This window comes from Olivibacter sp. SDN3 (assembly GCF_014334135.1).
Lineage (GTDB): Bacteria > Bacteroidota > Bacteroidia > Sphingobacteriales > Sphingobacteriaceae > Olivibacter.
The window spans coordinates 5050821-5076259 of record NZ_CP060497.1 but is presented as its reverse complement, the minus strand read 5'-3'; the positions used below and the strand labels follow the sequence as shown (position 1 = coordinate 5076259).

The 25439-nt window shown below is 40.1% G+C and carries 23 protein-coding genes; 13 read left to right on the top strand and 10 right to left on the bottom strand.

The annotated features are described in order from the left end of the window. Positions 1-39 precede the first annotated feature (39 nt). The 7 genes from H8S90_RS21495 (at position 40) to H8S90_RS21465 (ending at position 10967) form a co-directional block, all read left to right on the top strand. Positions 40-591, top strand: coding sequence for an RNA polymerase sigma factor (locus H8S90_RS21495; RefSeq protein ID WP_187339850.1), 552 nt, complete (start codon positions 40-42; stop codon positions 589-591). A 26-nt stretch (positions 592-617) separates the two neighbouring features. After that, complete coding sequence (locus tag H8S90_RS21490; RefSeq protein WP_187339849.1) at positions 618-1775, top strand: FecR family protein; 1158 nt, start codon at positions 618-620, stop codon at positions 1773-1775. Positions 1776-1874: 99 nt separating this feature from the next. Then, positions 1875-5165 (top strand): TonB-dependent receptor, encoded by a 3291-nt coding sequence (locus H8S90_RS21485; protein ID WP_187339848.1) that lies wholly within the window; start codon positions 1875-1877, stop codon positions 5163-5165. 40 nt (positions 5166-5205) lie between these two features. Next, positions 5206-6669, top strand: a complete 1464-nt coding sequence (locus H8S90_RS21480) for a RagB/SusD family nutrient uptake outer membrane protein (protein ID WP_187339847.1) — start codon at positions 5206-5208, stop codon at positions 6667-6669. Positions 6670-6706: 37 nt separating this feature from the next. Then, on the top strand, positions 6707-8701 hold the full coding sequence (locus H8S90_RS21475) for an FAD-dependent oxidoreductase (RefSeq protein ID WP_187339846.1): 1995 nt from the start codon (positions 6707-6709) through the stop codon (positions 8699-8701). 26 nt (positions 8702-8727) lie between these two features. Next, positions 8728-10428: an FAD-dependent oxidoreductase gene (locus H8S90_RS21470; RefSeq protein ID WP_187339845.1), complete on the top strand. Its 1701-nt coding sequence runs from the start codon at positions 8728-8730 to the stop codon at positions 10426-10428. 95 nt (positions 10429-10523) lie between these two features. Continuing rightward, on the top strand, positions 10524-10967 hold the full coding sequence (locus H8S90_RS21465) for an Hsp20/alpha crystallin family protein (RefSeq protein WP_255501687.1): 444 nt from the start codon (positions 10524-10526) through the stop codon (positions 10965-10967). 90 nt (positions 10968-11057) lie between these two features. Here H8S90_RS21465 and H8S90_RS21460 read toward each other — a convergent pair whose 3' ends face one another. The 3 genes from H8S90_RS21460 to H8S90_RS21450 all read right to left on the bottom strand — a co-directional run bounded on the left by H8S90_RS21460 (position 11058) and on the right by H8S90_RS21450 (position 13525). Continuing rightward, on the bottom strand, positions 11058-12059 hold the full coding sequence (locus tag H8S90_RS21460; protein ID WP_187339844.1) for an aldo/keto reductase: 1002 nt from the start codon (positions 12057-12059) through the stop codon (positions 11058-11060). A 77-nt stretch (positions 12060-12136) separates the two neighbouring features. Further along, positions 12137-13051, bottom strand: coding sequence for an AraC family transcriptional regulator (locus H8S90_RS21455; RefSeq protein ID WP_187339843.1), 915 nt, complete (start codon positions 13049-13051; stop codon positions 12137-12139). A gap of 15 nt (positions 13052-13066) precedes the next feature. Next, entirely contained in the window at positions 13067-13525 is a 459-nt protein-coding gene (locus H8S90_RS21450) for a DinB family protein (RefSeq protein ID WP_187339842.1), read from the bottom strand. Positions 13526-13682: 157 nt separating this feature from the next. On the opposite strand from H8S90_RS21450, the gene H8S90_RS21445 reads away from it, so the two are divergent. Next, positions 13683-14537, top strand: coding sequence for a lysophospholipid acyltransferase family protein (locus tag H8S90_RS21445; RefSeq protein ID WP_255501686.1), 855 nt, complete (start codon positions 13683-13685; stop codon positions 14535-14537). Between the two features lie 122 nt (positions 14538-14659). On the opposite strand, the gene H8S90_RS21440 is transcribed toward H8S90_RS21445, so the two are convergent. Further along, positions 14660-14902 (bottom strand): hypothetical protein, encoded by a 243-nt coding sequence (locus H8S90_RS21440; RefSeq protein WP_222852155.1) that lies wholly within the window; start codon positions 14900-14902, stop codon positions 14660-14662. Positions 14903-15016: 114 nt separating this feature from the next. Between H8S90_RS21440 and H8S90_RS21435 the strand changes: the two genes are divergently transcribed. Further along, positions 15017-15667, top strand: a complete 651-nt coding sequence (locus tag H8S90_RS21435) for a hypothetical protein (RefSeq protein WP_187339840.1) — start codon at positions 15017-15019, stop codon at positions 15665-15667. Between the two features lie 6 nt (positions 15668-15673). Here the strand turns inward: H8S90_RS21435 and H8S90_RS21430 are convergent, their stop codons facing one another. The 3 genes from H8S90_RS21430 to H8S90_RS21420 are packed head-to-tail and all read right to left on the bottom strand — an operon-like array spanning position 15674 to position 18376. Then, a complete protein-coding gene (locus H8S90_RS21430; protein ID WP_187339839.1) occupies positions 15674-16750 on the bottom strand; it encodes a dipeptidase in 1077 nt (358 codons plus the stop codon). A gap of 22 nt (positions 16751-16772) precedes the next feature. Next, positions 16773-17894 (bottom strand): D-TA family PLP-dependent enzyme, encoded by a 1122-nt coding sequence (locus H8S90_RS21425; RefSeq protein WP_187339838.1) that lies wholly within the window; start codon positions 17892-17894, stop codon positions 16773-16775. A gap of 11 nt (positions 17895-17905) precedes the next feature. Beyond that, positions 17906-18376, bottom strand: a complete 471-nt coding sequence (locus H8S90_RS21420; RefSeq protein WP_187339837.1) for a RidA family protein — start codon at positions 18374-18376, stop codon at positions 17906-17908. Positions 18377-19004: 628 nt separating this feature from the next. Here H8S90_RS21420 and H8S90_RS21415 point away from each other — a divergent pair. Next, complete coding sequence (locus tag H8S90_RS21415) at positions 19005-19976, top strand: sugar phosphate isomerase/epimerase (RefSeq protein ID WP_187339836.1); 972 nt, start codon at positions 19005-19007, stop codon at positions 19974-19976. On the opposite strand, the gene H8S90_RS21410 is transcribed toward H8S90_RS21415, so the two are convergent. Then, positions 19969-20994: a LacI family DNA-binding transcriptional regulator gene (locus H8S90_RS21410; RefSeq protein ID WP_187339835.1), complete on the bottom strand. Its 1026-nt coding sequence runs from the start codon at positions 20992-20994 to the stop codon at positions 19969-19971. The genes H8S90_RS21415 and H8S90_RS21410 overlap by 8 nt on opposite strands. 284 nt (positions 20995-21278) lie before the next feature. On the opposite strand from H8S90_RS21410, the gene H8S90_RS21405 reads away from it, so the two are divergent. From H8S90_RS21405 to H8S90_RS26010, 3 genes are read left to right on the top strand one after another with little or no spacing between them, the layout of a single operon-like run. Beyond that, positions 21279-22025, top strand: coding sequence for a rhamnogalacturonan acetylesterase (locus H8S90_RS21405; protein WP_255501685.1), 747 nt, complete (start codon positions 21279-21281; stop codon positions 22023-22025). An 8-nt stretch (positions 22026-22033) separates the two neighbouring features. After that, complete coding sequence (locus tag H8S90_RS26015; protein WP_222852154.1) at positions 22034-22399, top strand: pectinesterase family protein; 366 nt, start codon at positions 22034-22036, stop codon at positions 22397-22399. Then, positions 22350-22625: a pectinesterase family protein gene (locus H8S90_RS26010; RefSeq protein WP_222852153.1), complete on the top strand. Its 276-nt coding sequence runs from the start codon at positions 22350-22352 to the stop codon at positions 22623-22625. Before H8S90_RS26015 ends, H8S90_RS26010 begins: the two co-directional genes overlap by 50 nt. Here the strand turns inward: H8S90_RS26010 and pelA are convergent. Both pelA and H8S90_RS21390 read right to left on the bottom strand, forming a co-directional pair. After that, positions 22615-23676: a pectate lyase gene (pelA, locus tag H8S90_RS21395; protein ID WP_187339834.1), complete on the bottom strand. Its 1062-nt coding sequence runs from the start codon at positions 23674-23676 to the stop codon at positions 22615-22617. The two genes, H8S90_RS26010 and pelA, sit on opposite strands and share 11 nt — an antisense overlap. A gap of 3 nt (positions 23677-23679) precedes the next feature. Next, a complete protein-coding gene (locus tag H8S90_RS21390) occupies positions 23680-25329 on the bottom strand; it encodes a glycoside hydrolase 43 family protein (protein WP_187339833.1) in 1650 nt (549 codons plus the stop codon). Positions 25330-25439: the final 110 nt, after the last annotated feature.

Genomic DNA, 25439 nt, shown 5'->3' with positions numbered 1-25439 from the left:
ATATATATAGCATGTATTGCTACAAAATCGGAAAAACCAATGCACATTAACTCAAAATCACTAAAAAAGGATCATGGTCGAAATATCGATGCATTTGAGGTCTTATTTCAGCGATATTATAAAGTGATGTGTGCATATGCCTACTTCATTGTTAGAGAAGAAGAAGAAGCCAAAGATATGGTACAAGGTTTATTTATAGAATTATGGGAAAAAGGACGTCTGGATAAATTAGAAGGTGATGTGAAAAATTATCTTTATAAAGCTATACATAATAAATGCTTAAATTATGTAAGAAATCGGGAGGTCAAGTTACGAAAACACCTAAATTATCACGATTGTCAAAAGTATGATGCGGCAGTGGAACAGGAAGACGATATGCGATCACTAGAAAAGGTGTATAATGCATTAGAAGCAAACTTGAATGAACTTCCTACACAAAGACGTGAAGCCATAAGTTTGGTGTACCTGCAAGATAAAAAATATCGGGAGGTAGCCGATACAATGGGGATCAGTATTAACTCCTTAAAAACACATTTAAAAATAGGGTTAAAGAATCTCCGAAAAAAAGTTGAAAAATTAAAAAAAAATTAACCCGAATTGATATTATCCGTGTAGTAATGATGATGGCAACTGAAGAACGTATACGTCAACTATATATAGAGAAAATAGCTGGGGTAATCTCCGAAGAGAATGAGCGGTGGTTACAGGAACAGCTATTACAAGAAGAGGAGAGTCGTAAGTTATGGCAGCGTCTTCAAATACGGGGGGATCGTATCGATCTCGAGGCTTTCGTCATGAACATTGATGTGAAAAAAGATCTGACCAGCGTAAAACGTAAGTTACGCAGTAATGCTAGTGGTCATAAAAGAAAAATGGGACTGACTCATGCCGCAGCAATTTTACTGTTATTCGGTGTAGCTGCCTACATTTTTCAGCTGTTCAATACTATAAATGATTCCAAGAAACAGGAAGAAAATACTAAAATTGCGGCGTTTGACGGAAAAAAAAGAGAAGTTCAACTTTTGGTAGGAGAAGGAGAGGAAGAAGTGGATTTAGAAAATACACGTAATACGATAAGTGTTGCCGGACAGACGGTGAAAAGAGAAAATGGAGAGCTGATATATAGAGACTTGGCTAATTCCTTGGAAAAGATCAATACATTGGTTGTTCCACCTACAAAAGATTATAAGCTTACGTTGGCCGACGGAACAAAAGTTTGGCTCAATTCGTCTTCCCGATTAAAATTTCCCATGGCCTTTTTAGCCGAGTCAAGAGAGGTGTACCTAGAGGGTGAAGCTTATTTTGAGATTGCCTCCGATGTGGAAAAACCATTTATTGTGCATACAGCTGAGAGTACAATTCGTGTGCTTGGCACAAAATTTAATTTATCAGCCTATGACCAGCAGGCTGTTACCACCGCGCTCGTGGAAGGAAAGGTGCAAATGGAAACCTCGGGTGGGGCTGTAGTCGAACTCATACCGGGATACAAAGGTGTTTATGATAAAAACATGCTCTCAAAAGAAAGTTTTGACGCAAGTGAAGTACTGAGCTGGAAAGAAGGTGTGTGTTATTTTAGAAACAGATCGTTACTTGAGATCGGTAATATCATTTACAGATGGTTTGATCTACCAGTTTTTTTTGATAATGACAACATAAAATCCAAAACAATAACCGGTTTACTTGAAAAACAGGATTTGGAAGGGTTTTTAAATGATTTAGAAGCAAGTTTGAATATAAAATATCGACTCAGCGAGAAAGGTGTTTACTTTTATTAGTATCACGCTTTCATAAATATTTTTTTTCGTTCACCCGTTTTGCATAGTTACGTGTACTTATAGTAAAACCAGGCTAAAAACCAATTTAAACGTTGAACTATGCAAAAAAAATGGACCAAGCACAGGTATCTGTACCTGTATTTTTCGAGAACCTTTCTAATACTATGCTTATTCCTACATGTGGAGTTACACGCAATTTCTTTGTTTGCGCAGCATAAACTGACTATCAAAGGTGAAGGGATGACATTTAACCAATTATTCCAAAGTATTAAAAAGCAAACAGGTTTAACCGTCTTTTACGGTAATCAATTGTTGGACGACAACGAAAAAATTACGGTTAATTACCGTAATGCTTCTCTAGAGGAAGTTTTAGAGCCACTCCTAAAACAAAAGGGGATCGGTTATGAAATTCGCCGCGATAAAGTGATTGTGTTAAGGCCGGCACGAAAGAAGAATGTGACAGAACAAATTAGTGACAGACAATCTGCCGTTACCGGACGAGTGGTAGATGAATTGGGGGAGGCACTACCTGGCGTTTCAGTGGCTGTCAAGGGGAGTCCCGGTACAGGGACAGTAACCGATCAGCAGGGGAATTATTCCTTGAAGGCATCGTCAACGGCTATTTTAGTTTTTACTTATACGGGTTACGGTAAACAGGAAATAAGCCTTGACAATCGAAGTGTATTAGAGGTAACCCTCTTACCGGAAGAGGCAGCATTGGATGAAGTTGTGGTAGTAGGTTATGGTACAGTTCGTAAAGGTGATTTGACAGGTTCCGTTTCTTCAGTGAAATCGGACGATATTACCGCTCTGCCTTCAATCAACGCGATGCAAAGTTTAACGGGGCGTAGCGCGGGTGTGCAGGTGATCCAAGGCTCCGGTGCCCCTGGGTCGGGTATTAATGTACGTATCCGTGGTGGTAACTCTCTACTGGGAAGTAATGAGCCGCTGTATGTGGTGGATGGATTTGCCATTTCCGGAAGTCCAACCATATTAGACCCTGCAGATATCGAGTCAATGGAAGTACTCAAAGATGCCTCTGCAACTGCTATATATGGTTCCAGAGGGGCGAATGGCGTAGTAATTATTACGACTAAAAGCGGGAAGCAAGATGTCAATCAGGTCAGTTTTAATAGTTATGTGGGCTTTCAGAACGTTATTAAAAAACTAGATATGCTAAATGCCCGTCAATTTGCGGAATTGGCCAATGAACGTGCTAGCAATGACGGTGTCTCGCCTTATTTTTCAGCAGACGAAGTTGCTGGTTTTGGTGAGGGGACCGATTGGCAGGACGCTATTTTTCGGACAGCCCCGATACAAAATCATAGCCTTAATGTAGCAGGAGGAAATGAACGTACGCGTTATTCGGTATCGGGCAGCTATTTCGGCCAGGATGGTATTGTAATCAATTCAGGTTATAAACGAGGCTCTATACGATCTAACCTGGAACAGCAGGTGTCGGAAAAGTTCAAGGTTAACCTGAGTACGATCCTTAGCCGTACCATTAATAATGCCTTAACGAATGATAATCAGTCGAGAGGATCGGGTGTCGTCTCCGCAGCTCTGGTTGCTCCACCTACGATCCCCGTTTACGATGAGAACGGCAACTATTCCAACGTGGTGCCCTATTCTTTTAGTTCCAATGCCGCAGAAAATCCGGTGGCTTTGGCTTACGAGCGCTTGAATAGAACGACAGGTAGCGGCGTGCTGTCAAATTTAGCTCTTTCCTATACCTTTATTGAAGGCCTTACCCTGCGGGTTTCTGCGGGGATTGATTACGCGAATTCAAAACGTGACTATTATTCCTCGAGATTGATACGATCGACTCCCGCAGGAAATGCAACGACCGAATATTCAACGCGCACCAATTTTCTTAATGAGAATATATTGAATTACAACAAAAGTTTTGGTGAGCATCAACTGGATCTTACGGGAGGTATAACCTATCAATCGGAAGTCACTCAAGGAAACATTCAAAGTGCCAGTGGTTTTACAACGGATGTGTTGAAAAACAATAATTTGCAGGCCGCAACGGTTATCGGTACTCCTGAGGCTAGCGTGAATGAGTGGAAATTATTGTCGGGATTGCTGAGAGCCAATTATACCTTGCAGGACAGATACCTGTTTACGGCCAGTATACGTGCCGATGGTTCCTCACGTTTTGGCACAACAAACCAATGGGGTTACTTCCCTTCGGCCGCTTTTGCCTGGCGTGTCAATCAAGAGGATTTTCTGAAAGATGTTAACAGTATTTCCAACCTTAAATTTCGTGCCAGTTGGGGGCAATCGGGCAATACAGCTATCGATCCCTATGGTTCATTGAATGTATTGTCGGGTTTCAATATTATTCTAGGGGATAATTTATACACCGGTTTCGCTCCACAAGATATACGGCCTAACCCTGATCTGAAATGGGAAACCACTACACAAACCAATATTGGATTTGATTTAGGGGTTTGGAATGAACGCTTGCGCTTAACCGCCGATTATTATATAAAGAATACCAGAGATCTATTGGCCAGTGTGCCGCAGCCGACCTCTACTGGTTACCTCAGTCAGTATCAGAATATCGGAAGTATCCGTAATCAAGGTTTGGAGATTGAGCTGGGTGCCGATATTTTCAGGGGAAACTTTAGATGGGATGCGTCTTTCAACATGGCAGCCAATAGAAATAAAGTACTGGAACTGGCTAATCATGCCGATGTATTTGGGCAATCACTATCGATTCCTTTAAGCGTGAGCCCCAATTTAGTGCGTGAGGGTCACCCCGTAGGTGTGTTCTTTGGATTTTTAGAAGATGGCCTAAACAGTGAAGGACGTATACAATACCGGGATCTGGACGGAAATGGTGTGATCAATAATCTGGATCGTACGATTATCGGGAACCCGAATCCCGATTTTATTTTTGGCTTTAATAACAATTTTAGCTATAAGAATTTTACGCTCAATGTTTTCCTCCAAGGGGTACAAGGGCTTGATATATTTAATTTCAATCTATCCAATCATGCCAATGCCTTTAATTTTGGTGAAAACCAAACGGTGGCTAGCTTAGATCGGTGGACAGCAGATAACCAGAATTCCACTGCTGCAAACCCAATGGTAAGCGTTGGATCGAGTTTTCGGGAATCGGACCGATTCATAGAAAACGGTTCCTTCATCCGCCTAAAAAATATTCGTTTAGGCTATGACTTGCCGGTGAGCAATTTGAATTTATTTAAATCTCTTCAGGTATATGTAAGTGGGCAAAATCTGTGGACCATTACTGACTACTCATGGTATGATCCGGAAGTAAGTACACGTACCGGGCAGTCGGCCACCACGCTGGGGATAGACCAGTCGAGTTACCCGGTGGCGAAAACATATACAGTAGGCTTGCAGGCCAACTTTTAATACTCAACAGAAAATGGTTAAACTTTTTGCTATTATTGAAATGAAAACAAGACTATATTTATACCTATCTATTCTTTTCTTTGCAGGCTGCAGCAAAACTTTGGAAGAAGTGCCGAGCGATCGCCTGTCAGAAGAGATTTTTTATCAAACGGCACAGGATGCGGAAGCTGCCGTCAATGCTATTTATGAACCTTTCCGTGAATTGTCTTACTATGGAGGCTTTTATATGTTACTTACAGAATCGTGCTCCGATTATGCCAATGGCAGAGGTTCTTTTGCCCCGGTAAGTGAATATAATGGTCTGGATGGCGCAAATATTGCCCGGGCAGAAAGTATGTGGACGCTGGCTTATAGAGCTATTTTGCGGGCAAATACGGTCTTAGATAAAGTGCCGACTATAGAAATGGACGAAAATGATAAGGCCGGACTGCTTGCCGAGGCCAGATTTCTTCGGGCGGTGGCCTATTTCGACTTGGTCAGAAATTTTGGAGGAGTACCTTTGAGGCAATCCATCGATGATCCTACGGATCTGCCCCGCAGCAGTACAGAAGAAATATATCAATTCATTATAGCAGATTTAGAAAGTGCTGCCAACGATCTGCCTAATGTACCCTCCATTGCGGGGCGACCAAATAATTTAGCGGCAAAAACACTGCTGGCATATGTGTACCTCACGTTGGAGGACTGGGAAATGGCCCGTGACCTTTCGGGCGAAGTAATTGATGCGGGCAGGTATCAATTGGTACCGGTAGTCGAAGTAGAAGATTTTGAAAATCTTTTTGGGGCTGGAGTGATCAACAGTTCAGAAGAAGTTTTCTCCTTTAAATATTCCTCGGCTGGTGGGCAAGGGTTTGAATACCTCGTTTATATCCATGGGGAGAATACTTTGTATGCTCCGTATGGTTTTAGAACAATTTACGCAAGGGAGATTTTTCCTTTAATTGCCGACTGGTCGGATGAAGATCTGCGTAAGGAGTTCAATTTATATGACTCCTATATCCACCGCAATAGCGGGGCTACAGTACAATTACCATCCAATGAACCTTATCAATTTAGGAAATTTAAAGATTATTCATCGGTTGCTTCAGATGCCAGTGCAAACGATATGCCTGTATTACGCTACGCAGATGTACTATTAATCTATGCCGAATCGGCAAGTCAAGCAGCAGGTGGCCCAACACCGGAAGCCTACGAAGCCATTAATCAGGTAAGGCGGAGGGCATATGGCAAGGCTATTCATATTGCCGATGCCACCGTTGATTTAACGGGCTTGGATCAAGTTGGTTTCCGGGAGGCCGTATTTGAAGAAAGAGCGTATGAGTTCATGGTGGAAGGTAAACGGTGGAACGATTTAAAAAGGCTTGGTAACGAGCGGGTTAAGGCTATTATACAGGAAGCGAAGGGAAGAGCTGTGAGTGACAGTCAGTTTTTGTGGCCAATTCCGAGAGTGGAGATGGACAACAATAATGCACTGGATGCAAGCGATCAAAATCCTGGATATTAACAAAAAATGTTTTGATATGTTGATTATTAAGAAAAAAATGAAATCAATTATTGTCTATAGTTTATTATGCTGCTTGTTGTCAACCATTTCAGCAAAAACAAAGCAAACAACCGAATATGACCTCTGTATCTATGGTGCAACATCAGCAGGAGTTATAGCTGCTTATACGGCGGCAAAAGCAGGTAAGTCTGTTGTGCTGATAGATCCTGGAAAACGATTCGGAGGTATGAGCGCTGGCGGTTTGGGCTATACGGATATAGGTAATAAGTATGTGGTAAAGGGTTTGGCTCTAGACTTCTACAGAAAAATAGGTCAGCATTATGGCACACTGGAACAATGGATTTTTGAACCGAAAGTGGCCGATAGTATCTTTCAAAGTTATATCCAGGCTATTGATATCGATGTGCTTTTTGAAAAAACACTCATAGCAGTACATAAAAAAGAAACGCAAATCGCTAAAATAGAGGTTCAAGCAGTTTCCGAAGCAAATGAAGAGCCTTTAAGTGTAAGTGCCAAAATTTTTCTTGACTGCTCATATGAAGGAGATCTCATGGCTAAAGCCGGTGTTTCCTATCATGTGGGACGTGAAGATAATCAGGTGTACGATGAAACGCTAAATGGTGTACAATTAATGGATGGGCATCAGTTTCCCGATGGCATCGATCCTTACGTTATTCCAGGCGACTCAAGCAGTGGTTTGTTGTGGGGAATCAATGCACATACACTACAGCCTGATGGCACAGGTGATCAAAAAGTACAGGCGTACAATTATCGGATTGCCTTGACGAATGTTCCAGAAAATCGTTTGCCAATAGAAAAACCAACCAATTATGATCCGACTAAGTATGAGCTATTGAAACGGCTAAAAGAAAAAAGGCCATGGAAAGGACTCAATGATGTGTTTATATGGAGTTTGATGCCGAACGGTAAAACAGATATTAACAATCGAAATGGTTTTTCTACCGATATGATTGGCATGAACTGGGAATATCCAGAAGCCGATTTTAGAAAACGGCAAGAAATTATTAAAAACCACGAAGATTATACGAAAGGTTTATTGTATTTTGTTGGCAATGATCCTTCCGTTCCAGCCTTTATACGTGAAGAAATGCAAAAATGGGGGTATCCAAAAGATGAATATCTAGAGAATAATCACTGGACTCCGCAATTGTACATACGTGAATCGAGACGTATGATTGGTGAAACGGTGATGACACAACATCATTGCCAGGGAAGAACAGTTGTTGACGATGATATAGGCTATGCGGCTTATACAATGGATTCGCATAACTGCGACCGTTTAGTGGTCAATGGCATGGTAAAGAACGAAGGGAATGTGGAAGTGGGAGGTTTCCCTCCTTTTCCTATTGCTTATGGCGCCATTATACCAAAAGCAAATGAATGTACCAACTTGTTGGTGCCGGTATGTTTATCCGCTAGCCACATTGCTTACGGCTCCATAAGAATGGAACCAGTATTTATGGTATTAGCACAATCTGCTGCTTTCGCTGCGTGTGAAGCTATTGATGCAAAAAGTACCGTTCAACAGGTTCAAATATCAAAAATAAAGGAAAAATGGATACAAAATCCTAAAGGCGATGGAAGGGTACCTGATAGGTGGGTTGACAGTCAGGATGAAAAATCAGTAACTTATACGGGCACGTGGGAGCAGGAAACCAAAGGTGGATTTGGGCTGGCCTATAAAAAGGCTGATAAGGCAGATCAACCTAGTACGGCGAACTTCAAATTAATAGATTTAGAAGCGGGATATTATGATATCTATACCTATTTTCCTAAACTTGAGGGTACAAGCAATGTGGTTACCTACAAAATCTACAATGGAGATCAAGTTGTGACAAAAGAGTTAGACCTGGCAAGTGTGCAGATTGAAGGGCAGACTTCTGGAGAATGGTTGCCTTTAGGTAATTACCAGATTAATGGAAAACAATCTTTTATCGAAGTAAGTAACGAAGATGCAGACGGGATAATTACAGTAAATTCTTTACTATTTATACCAAAAGGAAACGATTAGTTAGCTATTTTTAAAAATCTTTATTTATGATCAATCAATTTTTTTTGATAAGCCGTACCTATAACAGTTGTGCTTGTCGTGAAGCCTATTTATTTCTGTGTTTAGTTATCTGTCTCTGCTTGTTTTCATGTAGATCAGAAAACAAAGGTGAAATTCACGAAGCGGATGTAATTATTTACGGTGGTACATCGGCAGCGGTAACAGCGGCTGTTCAAGTTAAAAGATCGGGTAAAACCGTGTTGGTGGTTTCGCCAGATATCCATCTGGGAGGCTTATCTTCCGGCGGTCTCGGTTTTACTGATACAGGTGATAAGTCGGTGATAGGTGGTCTTTCCCGAGAATTTTATCATCGTGTTTATCTGCATTATCAGGATAGTACAGCCTGGACGTGGGAAAAGCGTGAAGAATACGGCAATATGGGGCAAGGTACACCTGCGATTGATGGAGATGCCCGTACGATGTGGATTTTCGAACCCCATGTGGCTGAACAGGTGTTTGAAGATTTCGTGAACGAAAATGAAATAAAAGTGTATCGTGATGAGTGGCTTGATCGCGAAAAAGGCGTGGAGAAAGATGGTAACAGGATTACAGCTTTCAAAACCTTAAATGGCAAAATCTTCAAAGCCAAAATGTTTATAGATGCTAGCTATGAAGGTGATTTAATGGCCGCGTCAGGTGTTAGTTACCATGTAGGACGTGAAGCAAATAGTGAGTACAATGAAAAATGGAATGGCATTCAAACGGGCGTTTTGCACCACGACCATTATTTTAAACACGACATCAGCCCTTATAAAATTGAGGGTGATAGCACGAGCGGACTGCTGTTTGGCGTTTCATCAGCAGATCCTGGTAAATATGGTGAAGGCGATCATCGTTTACAAGCCTACTGTTTTCGCATGACTTTGAGTAACCACCCTGATAACCGTATACCTTTTCCTAAGCCAGCAAATTATGATTCCGCAAACTATGAATTGTTGGCGAGAGTATTTGCCTCGGGGTGGAGGGAAACGTTCCGGAAATTTGACAAAATTCCCAATAGAAAAACTGATACCAATAACCACGGACCCTTCAGTACAGATTTCATCGGTGAAAATTATGACTACCCAGAAGCTAGTTACCAGGAAAGACAACGGATTGTTCAGCATCATGAAGATTATCAAAAAGGATTGATGTACTTTTTGGCGAATGATCCGAAAGTACCTGAGGATGTTCGTGAGGAAATGAATCAATGGGGCTTAGCTAAAGACGAATTTACAGATAATAACAATTGGCCGCACCAAATATATGTAAGAGAGGCACGCCGGATGATTGGAATGTATGTAATGACAGAACATGACACATTCAGTGAAAGGGAAATTTTAGATCCTATAGGTATGGGGTCTTATGCATTAGATTCTCATAACGCACAGCGTTATATCAAGCCTGATGGTTTTGTGCAGAATGAAGGTGATATAGGTGTACATCCCAAGAAGCCCTACCAAATTTCTTACAGATCAATTTTACCGAAAAAAGAGGAGTGTGGTAACCTATTGGTACCAGTGTGTTTGTCAAGTTCGCATATCGCGTTCGGATCCATTAGAATGGAACCGGTATTTATGATTTTAAGTCAGAGTGCAGCGTTGGCCGCCGTACAAGCTATACAAAATGAATATTTAGTTCAAGATGTTGATTATGAGTTGTTAAAAGAGGAGCTTATGCAAGAAAAGCAGGTACTATCAGTGGATTAATTTCTTCTAAAACATTTTATTTTTTATACTGTTTTTATAAATGTAATCGTGGCCTTATTTGGTGGTTTAAATAGAAGGATTAAAAAAGGAGGTTTATGATGTCACTAATGAGAAGAAGCGGGAATAATTTTCCCTCTATATTCGATGATTTTCTTAATCAAGATCTTTTTAACTGGGGAAATGCGAACTTTTCTTCAACGAGTACGACAATCCCTTCTGTTAATGTTAGGGAAACAACGGATAGTTATGAAGTAGAGATGGCAGCTCCTGGTATGAAAAAAGAGGATTTTAAAGTGGAGTTGGATGGAAACCTGTTAACCATATCCTCCAGCAGAGAGCAACAGGAAAAAAAAGAGGATAATGGTTATTCTAGAAAGGAATTCAGCTACCAATCTTTTCGTAGAAGTTTCAATTTCCCAAAGGATGTAGTGGACGAGGACAAAATTGAAGCAAAATATGTGGATGGTTTGCTGCGTTTAACCATCCCAAAAAAGGAAGAAGCTAGAAGAAAAGGGCCACGGTTGATTAATATTTCTTAAAAAAAGCAAGTGTAGCGTGCAAATGCCACGCTTGCTTTTTATACCTTTCTTATACAGTATCAATATAGAAAGAATAAAACAATAGTAGGTTTAATTATTTACTAACTTTAGCGCGCCATCACTGTATCGTTTGCCTACATTGGGATACTTATCAATCAATTGCTTTATTTTGACTAAATCCGCCTTTGTCAAAGTAACCTCTACAGCATTGGCATTTTCTTCTAAATATTTCCTTTTTTTAGTTCCCGGTATGGGGATAATGTCGTCTCCTTGCGCAAGCACCCAGGCTAATGCCAATTGGGCTGAGGTGATATTTTTTTCTTTGGCTATTAGCGCAAATTCCCGCGCTAAAGACTGATTGTTTTTTAAGTTCTCACCACTATACCTTGGAAGTGTTTTTCTAAAATCACTTTCATTAAGTGCATTCACATCAAGCGTATTGGTAACAAGCCCTCTTGCCAATGGAGAATAAGGCACTAAGGAAATGCTTAAATCTCTGGCGGTCTGCAGGATTTTACCTTCTATATCTCTGGTTAAGAGTGAATATTCACTTTGAAGTGCCGCAATGGGATGTACGGCATGTGCTCGCCTGAGAGAATCCGCTGAAGCTTCACTGAGGCCTAAATACCGTACTTTTCCTTCTTTTACAAGCATTGACATCGCACCCACAGTTTCTTCTATCGGAATATTGGGATCAACACGGTGGGTGTAATACAGGTCGATAGTATCAATATTCAATCGCTTTAAACTATTTTCAACAGCTACCTTCATCCACGCTGGTGAACCATCAAAGTAAGTTCCCGCTGCAGCGCTCGGCCCAGCAACACCATTTTTGAAGCGAAAACCAAACTTTGTGGCAATAAAAACTTTGCTCCTATTTGAGGTCAGTACTTTAGAAATAAGCTCTTCATTTAATCCGTTGCCGTACATGTCCGCAGTGTCCCAAAAGTTAATTCCCAAGTCTAAGGCTTTATGAAGCGTAGCAATGCTTTCCGCATCGTCTGAGGGACCATAGGCAAAGCTCATGCCCATACAGCCTAAGCCTACGGCTGATAGCTTTTCAGCTGTGTTACTTAATATTCGGTACTTCATGTCTTTTTAGTTTTTAACAAATTTAAGGTGAAAGTCATATACATCTGCTATAACAATCAAGCAGAAGATTATAATATTCAAACATGAAGGTACTGCTCTCTGAAAATGCCTGGGGTCATTTTAGTATGTTTTCTAAAAAAATTATTAAAGTATGGCGGATATGAAAAACCTAAACTGTAGGCAATTTCGGCAATTGTCCAATTAGAGTGTATCAATAACGCTTTTGCTTCCCTGATTACCCTATCACTGATATGCTGTGTAGTAGTCTTGCCAGTGTTTTCCTTAACAGCACGATTGAGGTGATTTACATGTATCGCTAGTTTTGAAGCATAATCTTTTGCTGTTTTTAATTCGAGCGACCGTTCCTGGCTATCAATCGGAAATTGTCTTTCTAAAAGGTCCACGAATAAGTTGCTAATACGGACAGCAGATGAATGTGGTTGATAAGTGTTTGCAGGTTGCATCTTAAGCGCCTCATGTATAATGACCTGTACATAATTACGAATGAGATCATATTTATGGATGTAATCTGATTTTATTTCTTCTATCATTTGCATAAAAACACCACTAAGTGAAATCACTTGCTGGGGATTTAGAAAAAAGACATAGTTACCACCAACTTTAAAAAGAGCAGATTGATGTAATATAAAATGTTGGTGTTCGGCATGCATGAATGATGGCGTAAATAAGCAAAAGTATCCTGTTTGTTTATCGCTGATCGCCTCCCACGAATAAGGAGTCGATGGGTTAGAAAACAGCAAAGCTGGTTTATCGATATCCACACACTTGTCGGCATAATATAATTTACCAGAACCGATAATCAATGTAATCTTATAAAAGTCACGACGGCTATAAGGTGTTGATCTAAAGCAATTTTCCCTTGAAAACACATTAAAATGTCCAATGCCATTTGCATTGTTAACCGAAAGGCCACTAGGATTGGCTTTTGGATTACGTGCATAAAATTCCTGTACACTCTCTGTCTTGCTCATATAGACCAAATATTATCAGCTAACAAGCTGTTTTAAAGACTTAATACAGCCTATGTGAAGCCCTTCATGGAAAGGTAGAAAATTTGTGGCTTCTTCAATCGTATGAATGGTGTTTCCATAAGGCGTAGCCCATGTTTCATAATCCGCAAACAAATGACTGTTTAAATCAGCTTCAAACTGCTCCAAACTGAAAAACAATAGTTGTTTAATCTGTATAACCTCTGCTTCCTCTACAAAAACCGTTGGCTTAGTGCCTTTTTGATATCTTGCTATAAAGTTAGGTTCCACAGGAGGAGTAAGTCCAGATCTCATATACCATACCCGTTGATCTGTAGCAATTAAATGGCCGACATTCCAAACAATGTTGTTATTGAATCCTTGAGGTATGGTGCTCAGTTCTTTCAATGATAAATCATTTATCAATCGAAGAACGTATGTCCTCAGGTAAACCATAAGATATGTGTTATTACTCATATGTTTTGTATTAGTGTTTGTAATTCAGTGAAAACAGCTAATGATTGGTATTTTATAATTAACGGAAAAAAATAAGAGAAAGGTATATAGCGATTGTAATTTGATGTAGGGGTGAGGTGACTTTTGGTTGTCTTCACTATACAAACAAAAATTACATATGATAACGATAGCTGTTCACATAATTTCTTTGAAATTTTCAAATGTATTAACCAAAACCATTTTCGCTGGGTATCGAGTATGTGCAGAAGTACTATATTTTTTTATTAGATATATATTGAGATACCGCAAAGTAGTGATTTCAGAAAATCTTCAGCGATCGTTCGGTGATTTTTCGCTGGTCAACAATCAGCGAGTAATAAAATCTTTTTATCGCCATATGGCAGACCTCATCGTTGAACCGTTCTTAGCCGCTACTTTAGGTTATAACAGTATCGGGACCATTGTGAAATACAAAAACCTCTATTTGCTAAGTGAGCTTTACGCACAGCATAGAGATGTTGTACTAATGGCTGCTCATTATGGTAATTGGGAGTATATAAATACACTGCCAGCCGTAAGTAATTACGATGTGGTAGCTATCTATTCTCCTATAAAGAACAGTTTTTTACATAACAGCATGTTAAAGATGCGGCAGAAATACGGTGTGCGGTTGATGACTAAGCAAGAAGGATACCGAACAATCGTAAAGGAAAAAAGGACAAAGCCCACACTGTTTATTGTCATTGCCGATCAACGCCCCGCAAAATCAAAATACAACCTTACGTTCTTGAAACAAGAAACAGCTGTCCAAGTAGGGGCTGAAAAAATAGCAGAAAAGATAGGGGCGGCAGTACTCTTCCTCAATGTTAAAAAAACACTTAGATATCATTATAGCTACAGTTTTAACGTGCTGTCAATCAATGCTGCCGAAGAGAAGCCGTTGGTTGTTCTACAAAAATATTATCGGCAACTGGAAGAAGCTATTGTTAAAAATCCCGAATTGTGGTTATGGTCTCATCGACGTTGGTTATGAGCAAATAGATTAGATGGTACTATTTTTTCTATTGATTGCTATGCTGGTTTTGGCGATTTTAATTGTTATTATCGCTGTTCTTGTATTTTATCATGGGCGATAGGCTTGACGTTGCAAAACAATCAATGATGAACTTTTTCAATTTCTTCTCCGATAGATTTTACACTTTGTTTGTCTAGATTGCCCCAAAGCTGTAACCACGTATCATCGATATCATTTCTTATTTCAGACACTTGTTCGCCTGCAATTGAACAAACGTAATACGGCACACCGTCTGTAGTTTCTTCTGTTTTCACTGTAACCTTTTGTGGGATTCCGTTTATAATAGCTTCTATCTCAAACGAGGGCATATCGATGTGGGTCATTTTATTGTGTACTATTGATTTTATTTTGGTTATAAAACAGATAAGAGGAAGTATTGTTTGTATGTAAAAGGAATATAACCATACAAATTGGTGGATAATTCTAACGATTAAATCATGTTTTCTATCGCTATGCAAGCCTCAAAGAAAGATAACTTCATTAAACTTGGATTAGTTTTTATTGGCTGTTTAGTGGTCATCGGCTTCGTTAAGGGGTTAATGTCTAATTTTTTGCTCCATAAAACAGCTGGAGAAGTGGAACATATTACGCAGAAGTATACAGCAGAAGGAGAAATAAAGTTGATTTCTATTGTCTTCAAAAATGGTAAAGTATATAAACATGCCTACATCAATAAAACTTACTTGCCTAGTCCTAAGATTAACGAGTTAAAAGCGCACAGCTACTTGATAGTATATATCTCTAGGGGTAATAGTGATACTTTTTATGGACTTGAGTCGTCAGAAGGTGAAGTCATTCAATCAAAAAAAATCGACGTAATCGTACAATATTTTAATACCCCAATTATAGCCTTTTTTTTATTGTTTTTGCCTATAGTTATCTACATTATTGCCGGGCGCAAGTTATTGCAAAAGAAAAGCCACGCATCTGCCCTGTTATTGTATGCCTTTTTTTTGGCATACCTATGGGGCAAGCTACACCTATTTCTTATGGTGTTATTAATATTGGGATTGATTAATCTAGGAAAATATTTTTCCTCAAGAAAAAGGGACAAAGCAATTAATGACCCAGTAGATGTTCAAGCATAGATTCAGCTAATTACCCCATGCTCTCCTTAAAAATCTCAACCAATTGCCGTGAAAAACATGTTGTATATCCAAATTACTGTAACCACGCTTTGATAGTTTCTCCTTTAATAGCTGTAGATCTGCTATGCTGTGTAAGTCGTAGGGACATTGCTCACGGCCAAAAGCACCGTCAAGATCCGATCCAATACCTACATGAAGGCTGTTGCCGGCTAACTGACAAATATGATCTAGATGATCGATTAATACATCCAGGCTACAGGCCATTTCTTGCGGGGTAGATACGCCACGTTGCCAATTTGGTACCATCATCCAAGCATCTAAAGCACCACCAATTACTGCATCGCGAGCAATAAGTGCCTTTAGCTGGTCGTCACTGTATTGCCTGTTATGGTTCACCAACGCTCTACAATTGTTATGACTTGCCCAGACGTGCCCATTGAAATGATCCAATGCTTCCCAAAAGCTGTCATCACATAGATGCGTAGCATCTAATATAATATTCAATTGTTCCATTTCTCTTAGCAATTCCTTGCCTTTAGTCCCCAAGAAACCCGTTGCATCTGTTCCTTGTGCATACCTCCCAGGGCCATAATGTGCTGGTCCAAGTGCCCGCAAACCATTTTGCCATGAAATGTGCAAATTATCCATATTTACGATAGAATCGGCACCTTCTAAGCTTAAGATATAACCAATTGCTTTTGCTGAACTGGGAGCAGGGTCCTGCATCCATAAATGAAGATGATTTTCTAACGAGGCTAAATCTGTAATCTGTACCATTTCACCTTTTGCTTCCATAGCCTTATACCAAGCCAATTGCCCCTGTGTTTGCGCCCAAGCTTGTTCGGGTGAATGCCATCCAGGCAACGGATTATCGCGCGACACAAAACGGGCAATTTGAGTCGCCACAACCAGACCGATATTGCCCTTACGCAGGTCGGGCAGTGAAACTACTGCATTGCCTCTGTCGGGTTTGTCTGTTAATCCATGCTCCCGGGCATTTATCTCTTCCAAAGGCCTTGTTAAATCGCGATTCCATTCCAGGGCATTCATGCTGAGGTCGAGATGTGCATCTATCGTAAACATTTTTCTATTGTTTATCTTTTCTCTAAATATTTATTTTACGTTTTCTTGCCGGAATCTTCCACAAGCCTCGTGCTTGATGATCAATTACCTCCAACGCTTCTTCATACAGTGCCACGGTAGGGCAGATATGGTAAGGTAGTCCGTATAAAAAATCACCCACTTGGTAAGAATGGTTTTGACCCACATCCAGCACTAAATGTTCTTCACTTTGTGCAACAGGTTTTGCTTCGGGAGCGTTGAGAAAAAGGACGCGCTTAGCCAATTCGTTTTCTGCGGCAACAGCCTTATGACCAAGATCTACGCATATTTTGTTTTTAGAGGGAAGAGAGATTACCCGACTTAGGACAAGCGCAGCAGTCAAAAAGGGCTGTTCTGCGCAAAGGTTTTGGTAGCCGTAATCCCAATAGACAAAAGTACCAGGACTGCATTCTATATTTTTTTCCGAGCGTTCTATATGTATGGGAAAGGTAGGTGTACCTCCGATTACAATCGTCAATTCCTGGCCATAATCTTTTGCATATTTTTCAGTGATCGATAAAATAGGTAGAAAATAAGCTTCACATTTCGCACGTCTGTCGTCTAATGAGTGGTCGTGGATATGACCGTCATAGCAATGGATGCCGATTAGCGCCAAATGGGTTAGTGACGAACATCCGATTAGTAACTCCCATAAATAGTCGGGAGCAATACCGGTACGGTTCATCCCCACATTCACATCTATGTATACTTTTATGGTAAGCCTATTTTTAATGGCGACTTGTTCGAGATCCTGAGCAAGCGAGAAGTTGTCAACTAAACAAGCATAAGCTGTTTCGGGATATTGTTTAATTAATTGAATTAATCTTTTAATGTTAGCTCCTACAGGTTGATAAGCTATTAATACATCAGTTGCACCGCAGATTCCCAGCAATTCAGCTTCAGCAATCGTAGCGCATTTAAATTTGGATAGACCAGCTTGCATCATTGCTTTTATCGCATCTGGAGACTTACACGTTTTAATATGTGGACGTAGCCTAGAGGTATCACCACCAGCCATCGCTAATAGTTTTGTTATGTTCTCCTGAACCCTTTGTGAATACACCAGCAATGTCGGTGTGGCTATGGCCGAGACTTCATGAAGCGCATACCATTGATTATTCTCCATACAATCGCAGATTAAGCCAACTCAAACAGTGCCTCTACTTCGACAGGGATATTATCAGGAAGGCTGCCCATACCAACTGCACTACGCACACCGATACCATTTTCTTCTCCCCAAACTTTTGCAAAAAGTTCACTGCATCCATTAATAATAAATGGATGTTTTTCGAAATTACTCGTACAATTTACCATTCCCAACACTTTAATCACTCGTTTCACTTTATTGAGGCTGCCCAAATTAGTTTTAATGGTAGACAACATGGTTAAGCCCACCTGTTGTGCTGCTTCTTTTCCTTGCTCCATATTTAGGCTTTCCCCAATTCTACCGATAATTAAGCTTTTGTCATCTTGAACGGGGCCATGGCCTGACAGATATAGATATTTTCCGTCAATTAGATAGGGCTTATATACACCTAAAGGAGCAGGTGCAGGAGGCAGGAATAGGCCCAAGGCCTCAAAGTTTTTATCTGCATTAAAGTTTTCCATATTTTTATTCGGCTTTTACGTATTTATAAAATCGTGCAGTTAACATGCCCGATGCCGGGTAAAGTTAGATGATTGTTAACGGAACTCAAAATTTACCGCTGTTAAATAATCAATAGAGCACCATCGGGTCAACCGCTATCAGCTTTCTTGATGTGCTGGGAGTCATGGAGTAATTCACTTAAGTAAGTATAGCATGTCTTCGGATTAACTTCATACCTAATTCGGTGGTTTTCCAGATTTTTTACAGGTCTCGACAGGTTTTGATCAGGTTAACCTGATCAAAACCTGTCGAGACCTGATAAATACCTGATAAAACTTCGAAGACTGCTTGGAAATACTACGCTTTTGGTTAGGTGACTTATATTTCCTCTTGGGCTGATCTGCAGTCGATCTGCTCTATTGCTAGCCAGTAAAGCCCAATTTATTATCGAATGAGTGGCAGGCGGCCAACCAAGATCATAAATTGGAGCGTAGGAGATAGATGAAAATGGATTCAATAGAGGTAAAGTAGTCGTTTTAGGGTGCGAAATAAAGTTGTAAATAATCATTCGGACAAAAATCAATCTAGCATTTGATTTATCGGAAATAAGTGTAAATTAGACCGATCAATTACAAAATTCCCATGTTTATGATACCAAGAAGAAGATTTATAAAACAGTCAGGTTTTGCTGTTACTTCCTTGCTAGCTGGAAATGCACTTTTAGGTGCCTGTTCCAAAAGACCTCAAGAGTCAAAAATAGGTTTACAGCTATTTACCATGCGTGATGATCTGGCGGAAGATGCTAAAAAGACACTTATGAAAATAGCAAATATTGGCTATGGGCATGTAGAAACATTTTACGATTATCAAAACAATAAAGGCTCTGGGAAATTTTGGAACCTGAGCACAGGCGAACTTAAAAAAATATTAGCAGACAATAACCTTCGATCGTTCAGTGGTCATTATACTTTAAACAGTTATTTAACTATGGGTAAAGGAAATGATGATGAGCTAAAACAACAAGTAGAGATCGCAGCAAATCTAGGTCAGCAGTATTTCGTAATACCAGTGCCCCCCATGCAACTTTTAGATAAATTAACCCTACCTGATTTTCAATTCATGGCGGAACAGCTAAACAGAGGGGGAGAATATTGTAAACAGGCTGGCTTAAAAATAGGCTATCACAATCATTTCTGGGAATTCAGGGGAAATGAAGAAGATAACCAAACTGGGTATGAAATTTTGTTAAATCAAACTGAACCTGATCTAGTAACATTTGAGCTTGATTTATTTTGGACCGTTAAATCAGGTATTGACCCAGTTGAATTGTTTAACAACTACCCAAAGAGATTCGAAATGTGGCATGTAAAAGATATAGATCAGTCAAAACCAGAGGTTATAGTGGGGCATGGAAAAGATGCGTTACCGTCTATGGAAATTTTAGGAGACATCAGGTTTACAGAAGTAGGTAATGGCACCATAGATTTTAAGACTATTTTCAAAGCTGCAGATAAAGCAGGACTGTCGCATTTCTTTGTCGAACAAGATGGCATTTATATGGATAATCATTACGAAAGCATACGGAGAAGTTTTCATTATGTGAAGGAAAATCTTATTTAGATTTTCCTTTTACTCGTTCGATGAGTTCAGTATCTAATACAACCGACTGATGTTCATATATGGGATATTTACTCTCTATTAGTTGTATAAGTAAGTCTGTCGCTGCTCTGCCCATTTCAAAGGCTGGCTGGCGGATGCTGGAGAAATCCGATTGGAATAAATCGAGTACATCACTGTTTGAAAAACCGGCAATAGCAGGGTTGTAATCATTATCACTGAGTTTTTTAAGAGCTGTAAGGCAACCTATACTTAAGCGGTCGCTTGCGACGAAAATAGCATCTGGCTTTTCATTCATTGATAAGAAATACTGTACAGCGGTTTCCACTTCTTTTTGGTTACTGCCTCCATGGTGACAGTAGCTGATGTTTTTTTGATCCAAGCGGAAACCGTTTTCAGCTAATGCTTCCTGGTAACCTGCTAAACGTTCTTTAGTGATAGAAAGGTGGGGAGCGTTGGCGAGATGCGCTATTTTTCTATAACCTTTATTTATTAGGTGCTGAGTCGCCATTTTTGCGCCCTTTTTATTGTTTGAAGCCACTTTATGTGTTTCGATACCATCGTATATCCTATCAAAAAAAACAATTGGTAAGCCACCGGCATGAAGTTTTTTCAGATGTTCAAAATCTTTTGTCTCCGCAGAAAGAGATATCAGCAAACCATCAACAGACCGATTGGCGAGATGCTCGATATTGATGACCTCTCTCTCATAAGAATCATGGCTTTGACTAATAATAATATTATATCCCTTCTTATATGCAACTGATTCGATACCATCTATCGCCTGTGAAAAAAAGCTGTTGGCCACCTCACATACGATGATGCCTATCGAGTAACTTTTCCGCTGTTTTAAACTAAGGGCAATGGGGTTACGCTTATAATTGTTCTTCTCCGCATACTCCAGCACACGTTTTTTAGTGTCTTGATTAATTTCATAACTATCACTCAATGCTCTTGATACAGTAGAGGCAGATAAATTGAGTGCAACCGCTATATCTTTTATGGTTATTGGTTTAAACACATTTAGTTTTTTTGAAAATCAAAGTTAATGAAAATCCACCGTATTTAACAGGGACGACCGTTAATCTTGCTGTAGCTTTATCTTATGCTTAATAATAGTATAGCGTAATGCTTGGCATAAGGTACTTAGGTCGATATGAACTGCAATCGATCCCGGCATCGATTGCGTTTATTTTCTGTTTGATTTGTAATTTATGTGATCACCTAATTTCGTAAAATTGGCAAGAGTTAAGTGAGGCAACCTGTGTCGATGGGGGTATGTTCCATAATATAAATCTAATAATAATGATGTGTGGTAAGCTTTTCTTTTACGCAATCTTCTTTTGTTTAATACCTTTTACCTTGTACCCAACACCGGATAAACAAGAGAAGAAAATATGGATGATAGGAGATTCTACGATGTCGATAAAAGATGAGGATAAATATCCGGAAACAGGGTGGGGCATGCCTTTTACCACCTTTTTTAAAGGCAATATAGCTGTTGAGAACAAAGCAAAAAATGGAAGGAGCACGTGTTCCTTCATTAGTGAAGGCCTTTGGGAAGAGGTATATTATAATTTAGTGAAGGGGGATTACCTATTTATTCAATTTGGCCATAATGATGAAAAGGTAGATAAACCTGGCGTTGGTACCAGTCTTTGCGTTTTTAAGAAAAATTTAAGCAGGTTTGTCAGCGAAGCGAGAACTAAGGGGACAGAACCTGTTTTATTGACTCCCATTGCTAGACGACATTTTGAGAAAGGTGTTGTTGCTGATACGCATATGGGATATCCAGATGCGGTGCGCGAGGTAGCCGATAGCCTGAGCGTGCCTTTAATTGATTTAACGGTAAAAACGGGAAAATTGTTAACAGCATTAGGTGAGAAGAAATCAATAAGTCTTTTCTTGCATTTATCATCCGGACATGTAAACTACCCGGAAGGTGTTATTGATAATACTCACCTGAATAGGGAAGGAGCCTTGGCGGTTGCAAAACTTGCCGTAGAAGGAATGAAAGAACTCGATTTAGAATTAGTGCATGACCTAAAATAAAATGTCCTATGAGGGCGGTTGCGGTGAACGTTACGGATAATCGGGTGGCCTTTAGAAATTGTCGTTTTTTGGGCTTTCAGGATACATTGTATGCCAAAGGATCTCAGGACAATAGCGAAAATCAAAGCCTACAGTATTATGAGAATTGTTATATAGAAGGTAGTGTGGATTTTATTTTCGGTGCAGCGACGGCGCTATTTGTGGATTGTCAATTGCACAGTATAGGTGCAGGATATATAACTGCGGCATCTACTCCTCAAGATAAAGCTTGCGGTTTTTGTTTTTATAGATTGTCGATTAACAGGCGATATTCCAAAAGAAACAGTGGCTCTTGGAAGACCTTGGCGGCCCTATGCAAAAGTCGTTTATATTAACAGTGTAATGGAACAACATATTATCGCTGAAGGTCGGAATAATTGGAATAAGAAAGAAAATGAGTCAACCGCTTTTTTGCGGAATATGAGAGTAAAGGACCTGGCGGCAATGGTTGATAGCCGGTTGCCATGGATTGTGCAACTTGACACCCAACGTCTGGCCTTATATACAAAAGGTATTATCCTCGAAGGATGGAAGCTATTTTCTGATATACCTAATAGCTAGTTGGTGTGCGTTTTTTCCATATTTGATAGTTTTGTTTCACTTTTATACCCCAGTTGCCATACCAGGCGTAACCCAGTCTGCGTTCATCTTCGATGGAGGTGAGTTCTTTCTGCGGAGTGCCGTCTCGTCCTGCAAAAAGAGGTTCCTGTTTGTTAAGATCATAAAAGCGCGCCCAAGTAATCGCACCTACTCTTTTTATCAAAATTCTGTCGCGGCCACTTGCTGTTTCGGCACCGTTTACTATGGTGTCGGTTTTGTTCTGTATTTTGTGCTTTTCAAACCAAGAAGTTCCTGCTTCGATGGCGTGTTTAATGGCGACTGAAGGGCTGGGGAGAGACATCAAAAAGAGTAGGATATCGCTTGATTCTGCTGCAGCCAACGATGGCAATTCGTAGGAACGAGCTTGTGCAGGAACCAATAATTTCTTATCGTATTGTGCCGCCCATATGGTTTTCTTGCCGTCTATGACAACTTGTGTTTGTAGAATACATTGAATCCCCTTATCCAGTGCGCTTTTGGCACGCCGACGGTAACCAGTAGCTAAAATATCAAAACCATCTCGCCTATATACAATATCTCTTATAATTGACAGCACATTGATCATCGCACAGTCATTGTAGGTGATTTGCGCTCGGTATAAGCTCGTATCTGGATAATACTGTGGCCATCCTCCATTGGCATATTGCGCACGTAATAGGTAGTCAATTCCATTCTTTACGGCTTTTAGATAACGGTTGTCCTGTGTTTTATGGTAATACCACAGTAGGTACCGAATTTCTTTGCTGGTAGCGTCATTGTCTATAGTAGCATCTTTTTTATCTTGTTGTGCTTTTGCTAATGCAATTTCGTGGTCGGTAAGCGGCTTATCATAACGAACGGCTCGTTGATTGAAAAATTTAGACCATCCGCCATAATTACGCTGAAGTGCTAACATATTATTTGCAATAAGATCTTCTCTAAGGTTACGTTGGGCGAATAGTTGCTCGCAATATAAGACCGAAGAAAATCCGATAAGAATGTTTATCAAGTACTGAAAGAGCGATGCATACATAACTTATTTATTTTCTATACTGAACCAATCGTAATCACCCCAGCCCGAGTCGTTTATTTGTGTGCCACGCGTACTGAAAAGGCCTACTTTTGCACCGATCCATTGACCTGGTGTAGCCTGAAACACTTTGTAGACAGGCTCGAAATTTTTGCCGTCTTTACTGTAGCTAAATAGGCATTTTGCCCCATTACTAACAGTTACCCTGAGATATAAGGTGTTGGTGTTTAATTTGGAGAGCACAGTCTCCTGCTCAGGCGCACCTCTGTGGGCGTCAATAGCTTCGCCAAAAACAAGATACATTCCGTCTTTTTCACTGACCAGAGCTAAATTGGCATAACTTTGTCCCATAACTATTAAACCAGTTTTTTCTTTTTCCAATTTTTCATTTGGGTGAAACGTAACTTTGGTTGTAGCAGTGAATTCTTCTGACGGAAACTTTTGTAGTAACACATGAGGTACATCCCACAAATTCTGTGCGCTGTCTGCCACTAGCTGTGTATAGAGTCGAAGTACGCCCTTTTCGGGATATAAGAAAGACCATGTTGCACGCGGATTCGCTTGCCATTGCCATTGCTTACCCATGGTTTTACCGTTAAAGTTGTCACTTTCAACGGGTGTCTCTATGGGGTGTGTTTTTCCAACGTTTGGCTTTTTAAAAGTAAGAACAGGTTCTCCTGTTTGGCTTCCCGGGATCTGTTTACCAATCATTGGCCAGTCGTTTAACCACTTCATCGGTTGAAGGTGTACCACTCGGCCGTAAGCAGCTTTATCTTGAAAATGTATGAACCAATCTTCTCCAGTTTGGGTGTCGACCCAACCACCCTGGTGTGGGCCATTAATGGGAGTATCGCCTTGTTTCATAGATACATGGCGTTCATATGGCCCATAAATATTTTTCGATCGTAAGGTCAACTGCCATCCGGTAGACACACCGCCTGCCGGTGCCATGATATAGTAAAAGCCGTTCCTTTTGTAAAACTTAGGTCCTTCAATCGTAGGATCCATTTCGTGTCCGTCGTACACAATAACGCCCTCGTCGAGCGTTTTTCTCCCGTCGGAGCTTAATTTCTTAACTGCAATAACACTCTTAATGCCTGCGCGGCTACCGGCATATGCATAAGCGATATACGCTTGCCCATCATCATCCCACAAAGGGCATACATCAATCATACCTTTTCCTGCTTCTACCAACACAGGGGCTTCCCAGTCTGTCGCTGGGTCTTTCGTTTTGATCATGTAGATTCCAAAATCTGGATCGCCGTAATAGATGTAAAATTCACCTTCATGAAAACGTATTGAAGGTGCCCATACGCCATTTCCATGTTGTGTTTGAGAAAAGTGATCAAAAGGCTGTTGTCTTTTTAAAGCGTGACCGATAATTTTCCAGTTCACCAAATCCTTCGAATGTAAAATTGGAAGACCTGGTATCGCATCGAAACTTGAGGTTGTCATATAGAAATCGTCATCTACGCGGATAACATCCGGATCGGAGTAATCTGCATTCAAAATAGGATTTTTATATTGCCCATTTCCTTGATCGGCCACCCAGGCTTTGGAAATATAAGGTACATGCTGTTCTGTTTGCGCTTTTAATTGATTCGTATACCCAGTTAATAATACTATCAGAACTGTTGTTAATTGCTCGATCTTCATGGTTTATAATTATAAATTCTCGTACAAAGAAAATTTTATTAATTCGGTATGCTAAATGCCTCGTTCTTATTGGTTTTATAGCAAGGATAATCAGAATTTTATGAAATAAA